The following is a 5,819-nucleotide window of genomic DNA, read 5'->3' on the forward strand; positions in this document are numbered from 1 at the left end:
AATCCGGGCTTGAATTCAAGTTCTGGGAGCATTGCCGAAAAGACGTCCACCAAACCCATTCCCGGATGATCAGTCATGAGGTGCCCGCCACATTTCGTGCAGAATTTACGATGGCTGTTTTCAGTCTTGTGGTACTCGCCAACATGGCCTTCGCCTTCCGTGATCTCTAGGTTTTGAGGATCCCAGAGCGTAAAGCCGTTCACAGGAGACGCCGACCAGGAGCGGCAGCTTTCACAGTGGCAATATCCCATTCCTTCCGGTGTTCCCGAGACCATGAATTTTACGGTCCCGCAGAAGCATTGGCCGCTATAAGTTGAATTGGACATGGTATTTCTCCTTCTTTCCTTGTGGCTATTCGGTAAACGCGACGGGTTGCATTGCTGCTCGATTAACTGAGAGCTTGAAAACATCCGGGCGGGCATAGTGGCCGCTTGCGTCGAATTTCCGGCGTGAAGCGCGCGCGGCGCTGACGTCGATTTCGGTCACCAGCAGTCCTTTTTCACGATGCATAGGCCCGGCTGAAACACCGCCAAAGGGTTTGTAGACGACTGCGTCACCCGGATTGACCCATTCGTCTTTGTTCGGGAACAGTTCGTCATAGTGCGGGATGTCCGTGGGGATGTCCGATGCCTCCAGCGCCGTGGCGCATCCGATCACCCAACAACCACCTTCTCGGGCGATGTGCTGCATTGTGGCCAGCCAGGTGTCGCCGCTGTCCCAGGTGGGGGCTACGTAGATGTCGATGTTTTGGGCATAAAGCGCAGCGCGCGCCATGGGCATGTAGTTCTCCCAGCAGATCAGGGCGCCAATGCGACCAACGGCCGTATCGACCACGTTCAGACCGGACCCGTCGCCAAAACCCCAGACCATACGTTCTGGATTGGTCGGCATCAGTTTGCGGTGGTTGTTCACGATACGGCCGTCGGCGTCGATGGTGATGCAAGAATTGAACAGAGTTGATCCCGAAACCTCTCCGTCGAGCTCTTGGTAGCCTGCAACTATCACCATATCGTTTTCACGAGCGGCCTCTTGCAAGGGCGCGAAACCGTTCTGGCTCAGGTCGATTGAGTTGGTCTGCAATTTCGCAAAAAGATCGTCGGTTTTGCCCATGCCTGCACCGGGCGGAAGACGCCAGACGAAGGTAGGGTAGCCGGGAAACCAGGCTTCGGGAAACACTGTCAGCTTGGCACCATCCCGGGCCGCTTTTTCGACAAGCTCTACGGCGCGGTCCATGGTGGCGGAAAGGTTCAGATAGACTGGGGGTTCTTGGATGATTGCTACTTTTGTCATTGGGGGTTTCCTTTGCTTTCGATGTGGCGCGTAATCCCGAGCATCGATCCTTATGTTGCGATGCGGCTTGCTGACCACGGTATTGTTGTTTTGTTTAAGGTCACTTCTGACCGGCGACGACGATCAGTTCGCAGGGGCCGGAAAAGCCATTGCGGTTCTCGAATGCACACAGTGCGGTTTCGATTTCATTCCAAACCCTAGATTGTTCGTCTGCGTCGAGCCCTTTGAGCATTTCGTGAAGTGCTCCAAAGCTTTCACGTTCGAAGCGAACGCAATCGGCCGCGGTTGGTAGCTCCAGCGGGGCGGAAAGGGTTTTCTCGAGTACGTGTTGGAAGCCAGCGTCCCGCAGCAAATCCGCCAGGGCACCGGGCTGACCGAGGCTGAACGGTCCGGGTTGACCTTTTGCAGGTGAAGGCAATTGCGCCGCAGTTCGTATGATGCCGACGGGTATGGAAAAGAAGCTGTTGTTTTCTGGTGTGGAATAGACAATCGCGGAAAACCAGCCACCCGGTTTCAGGGCCTTTCGGATGCCCTTCAGGGCTTTCATCTGGTCAGGGAAATATATCAGACCGACGCGGGATACGACGGCATCGAACTGTTCCGGTGGCGCTGTTAAATCCTCGCCATCCATCACCTGAAAGTCGATCTGGCCGTAGCCCTTGGATTGAGCGTTGGCCGCAGCATAGTCCAGAATGTTTGGAGAAATGTCTGTGGCCAGTACATAGCCTTCCAAACCTACACGGTCAGCGATCTGCATCGATTGATCTCCCGCGCCAGCCGCCACGTCCAGAACTTTTGCGCCCTTGGCGATCTCGGCGACGTCGATCATGATTTCAGTGGCGGGTCCAAGCCATTCACGCAGCGTACCGCCCCATTCGCTCCAAGCTTTGGCGGCGCTTTGCCATTGCTGCGTGGTTGCTGTCTTATATGCTACGGGGTCGAATTGTGCTGTCGTCATTTTGTTTCTCCGATTTCCGGGTTTGGAAGCCCGTGTGTTACTTGTTGACCAGGACACCATCGCAGCCGATCGTTTGAACCAGCGTTTGAAGAAAGTGGAATTTTGCAGCCAAGGGAAGAAAATCGAGAAACGCCTCCCGTGCATGCTGAACTTTTCGGACACATGCGAGTCAAGCTGAACGGACAAGCTGTCGACCTTCCGGCCTCCAAGAAGACCCGTGGCTTGCTGGGGTATTTGCTTTCCAGCCCGCGCCCTCACTCACGCAGCGAGCTTTGCGATTTGCTTTGGGAAGATGCGGAGGACCCACGTGGGGCTTTGCGCTGGTCCTTGAGCAAATTGCGCACGACGCTTGGGCCGGAAACGATTTTGGCAAACAGAAACACGGTGGAATTGAACGCCGCTGCTATAGACGTGGACGTTGCACTTATCGATGCTGCTTCCGGTGACGTTGAAAGCAACACGACCGATAAACTGCTTGCCATAGAGATGTTGTATCGGGGTGAGTTTCTGAACGGTCTGGAACTATCAGATTGCTATGGTTTCTACGAATGGTGTCAGTCGGAAAGATCAAGATATGGCAGGCTCCGTGCGAAGATCCTTGATACGCTTATTTCCCGCCACAGCGACCAACCCTCTGCTGCACTTGAATACGCACACAAGCTTGTTGGGATGAATCCGTTTGAGGAACCGGCTCACATCAGGGTTATTGAGTTGTTATTGGCACTTGGGCGTCCAGAAGATGCGGCGGTGCAGGCGGCACAATGCCGCAAGATCTTTCAGCTGGAGCTTGGGGTTGAGCCGTCTCAGGCACTTGATCAGGCCTGCAAAGCCGTTCCGCTGCATGCGCCAAACCTGCAAACGTCTTGTGAAAATCCGCAGACCAAAGGTGATGCTTCCGGTTCGGATGCGTTTGATCAGGCCCGCTTCATCGGACGTGAGGAAGAGCGTCGGCTTATCCGGAGCGCCTTCGGTGGCTCCAGCCCCGCCGTCGCCCTGATCGTTGGCGCACCTGGCATTGGAAAAACCGCCCTTCTATCCGAAATAGGCAAAGAGTACGGAACACGCCGCCTCTCGGCGCGTGCGATCGAAGTTGAACGATCGCGCCCTTTCGGTGTTTGGATGGATGCGCTGGATCAATCGGCCGAAACTGAGGTTGTTTCGGATATTCAACACAAGTTGCGTGATATGCTTCATGCCAGGTCGGGCAGTTCCGAAACCCTGACGGAACAGCAGGTGTTCGACGGTTTTCGAAACCTCTTGACCGATCTATCCCAACTCGGTCCTGTCCTGATTGCTCTGGATGACCTGCAATGGATGGAGGCGTCCTCCTGCGCGTTGCTGAGCTATCTTATCCGGCATCTCTCCGGTGATCAGGTGCATTTCTGTTTGGCTGCACGCGCCGGTGAGGTCGACGACAATGAAGCGGTGCAGACGCTAATATCGGGACTTGGCAGCGACGCTCAGAGGATCGCCCTGACCGGGCTATCCGAGATCGAAGCCAGTGCACTAGCGCACGCGCTGCGTCCGGCTACTGACGTGAGTGGCCTTGTAAGGGAAGCACAAGGCAATCCGTTTTATTTGATGGAGCTGGCCCGCGCGAACAATGATCCGACAACAGTTTCGCTACAAGAATCTCTCTCCAACCGCATCGAACGGTTGTCCCAGGCGGCAGTCTCATTTGCCTCCTGGGCATCTATTTTTGGGCGTAGCATTCCAATAGACATAGTGATCGAAGCATCCGGAATGGATATCCACATAGCTCTAGATGTGATCGAAGAACTTGAAAACCACGAGGTCATAAGACCGCTACCTGCGGGCTCAATTGAGTTCATCCACGACCTCGTAAAAGATGCTGCCTACGAAAGGTTATCGAACACAAGGCGGCGTCTCATGCATGGCCAGGTTGCCGAACTTCTGGCGATGGAAATGACTGCAAACCCTGACCGGGCCGCTCGGGTCCTGCACCATAGCGCGATGTCCGATCACCACATTCTCGCCGCTCGCGCGGCAGTAATCGCGGGGCAAAATGCATTGAGGTCTTTTGCCAATTCCGAAGCGTCGGAATTGGCTCGAAAGGGTCTGTTCCATACCGGAAAGCTCAATGTCGGCAGCGAACGGATCAGTCTGACCGTATCCCTATTGGGGGTCCAAGTCCTATCAAGTTCGGGAATTTCGAACAGTAATGCTCCCAATCTGGTCTCCGACCTCTCATCGCTGATATCCAAAGCCAGTCAGCACGCTATGGCGGATGAGGTCGCGCAGGGCGAGTACTTGCTATCCGTCCTTTTTCAGGATTTGGGGGACCTTGAGGCAGCGGTTGCGGCAACGACACGCGCCGCTGATGCAGCAAGGCGAATGGATGCGCAAAAAAAGGTGAGGCAACTTGCGAATTCCGCCCGTTGTTTGCTGGAACTGGGCCGTGACATCCCCAAGGCCACCGATCTCAGCCATGACGCCGATCAGTTGGCGCAGCAAGAAGGCCTTTCCGACATTGAGGTATCCTGGAGCCGAGGACTTCTAGCCTATTGGGAAGGAGACCTAGTCCGCGCCGCGGCTGAAATTGAGAAAGCTCTGGAACTCGCCAGCGACATCGAAGACCGCTGGCGTGAATGCAAGTGCCTGACCTGGGCCGCGATGATTGCGCTGGAACAGAACCTCACGGACACGGCGATTGGATATGCCACCGATCTGGGAAAGCTCGCCACCAAGATTGGAGAGGGGGCCATGGGTCCATTGTCTCGCGCGATCATTGCCATCTCGCAGCAAAACGACCAAGAATTTACAGCCGCGATAAGGGCTCTCGAAGCCACCGACGACAAGTCTCGCCTAGCCTATATTCTAAACATCGCCGCCGAGCGCGAACGAAAGAATGGCGACGCTTCTCGAGCGGTTGATTTCGCTCGGAAAGCGTATGAGTTTGCCAATGAGATCGGGAATAAGAACGAGAAAGCGTTTGCTCAGTCTCTTGCATTGCTATTGGGCGAGGAGGTTGGAAACCCGGTAACGCCCGCTGAACTTGATGAGTGGTCTTCCTCCTCTAAACTCACGGCGCGCGCGCGCCAGATCGCGCGGACCGCGAATCAATCCCGCCGCAAAATGACCAAAGGAAAAGGACTCTAGATGCCCAGATTCATCGTCGAACGTAGTTTCGAGCCGCCACTGACAAAAGAGGAACTTGCCGCCACCGAAGAGCTCATGGCTCCTTGCCTCGACCTTTACGATGTGACGTGGCTCAGAAGCTATTGGAGCACAGACCGCAAGAGAATGATTTGCGAGTATGAAGCCCGGGATTCTGAATCGGTTCGCAACGTCCAGCGTGAAGCCGGTGCCAATTTTGAGCGCGTGTGGACGGCCGATCTTATTGTTTGAAAAAATGCGCACGATCTGTGGCCCTAAAAAGCAAGAAGATCACATACTGTTTGATGTGCCATTAGCCCACTTGGAGGAGCTGACTCGCCGCGCTGACCTTGGGTGTGTAGGTCTGGTTTGGTAAAGGTCGCACTAGGAGCAGTGTCAGCTGTGTGTGCTTCGCACCCGTTCGTCGATCGTGCAGTATTAGGAAATTTGGGCT

5 protein-coding genes are annotated in these 5,819 nt (G+C 55.1%); 2 read left to right on the forward strand and 3 right to left on the reverse strand.

Annotated features, from left to right (window positions below; translation table 11 throughout):
* The 3 genes from BUA39_RS16625 to BUA39_RS16550 form a co-directional block, all read right to left on the reverse strand.
* The coding region (locus tag BUA39_RS16625) for a GFA family protein (protein ID WP_084605063.1) at window positions 1-326 on the reverse strand (326 nt) is incomplete at its 3' end.
* 25 nt (window positions 327-351) lie between these two features.
* Window positions 352-1,290: a carbon-nitrogen hydrolase family protein gene (locus tag BUA39_RS16545; RefSeq protein ID WP_072794337.1), complete on the reverse strand. Its 939-nt coding sequence runs from the start codon at window positions 1,288-1,290 to the stop codon at window positions 352-354.
* 100 nt (window positions 1,291-1,390) lie between these two features.
* Window positions 1,391-2,434 carry a class I SAM-dependent methyltransferase gene (locus BUA39_RS16550; RefSeq protein ID WP_207546246.1) on the reverse strand — a complete coding sequence of 348 codons (1,044 nt, stop codon included), beginning with the start codon at window positions 2,432-2,434 and terminating at the stop codon, window positions 1,391-1,393.
* Between BUA39_RS16550 and BUA39_RS16555 the strand changes: the two genes are divergently transcribed.
* Together BUA39_RS16555 and BUA39_RS16560 are read left to right on the forward strand one after the other, a co-directional pair.
* Window positions 2,411-5,368, forward strand: coding sequence for an ATP-binding protein (locus BUA39_RS16555; RefSeq protein ID WP_072794339.1), 2,958 nt, complete (start codon window positions 2,411-2,413; stop codon window positions 5,366-5,368). The two genes, BUA39_RS16550 and BUA39_RS16555, sit on opposite strands and share 24 nt — an antisense overlap.
* Window positions 5,369-5,617: a DUF4242 domain-containing protein gene (locus BUA39_RS16560; RefSeq protein ID WP_072794340.1), complete on the forward strand. Its 249-nt coding sequence runs from the start codon at window positions 5,369-5,371 to the stop codon at window positions 5,615-5,617.
* Window positions 5,618-5,819 lie beyond the last annotated feature (202 nt).

This window comes from Cognatishimia maritima, from assembly GCF_900129685.1.
GTDB classification, from domain to species: Bacteria; Pseudomonadota; Alphaproteobacteria; order Rhodobacterales; family Rhodobacteraceae; genus Cognatishimia; species Cognatishimia maritima.

Bases quoted from the DNA above. Each gene is read 5' to 3' on its own strand.
- BUA39_RS16545 (WP_072794337.1), bottom strand. From the start codon at position 1,290: ATGACAAAAGTAGCAATCATCCAAGAACCCCCAGTCTATCTGAACCTT.
- BUA39_RS16555 (WP_072794339.1), top strand. From the start codon at position 2,411: ATGCGAGTCAAGCTGAACGGACAAGCTGTCGACCTTCCGGCCTCCAAG.
- BUA39_RS16560 (WP_072794340.1), top strand. From the start codon at position 5,369: ATGCCCAGATTCATCGTCGAACGTAGTTTCGAGCCGCCACTGACAAAA.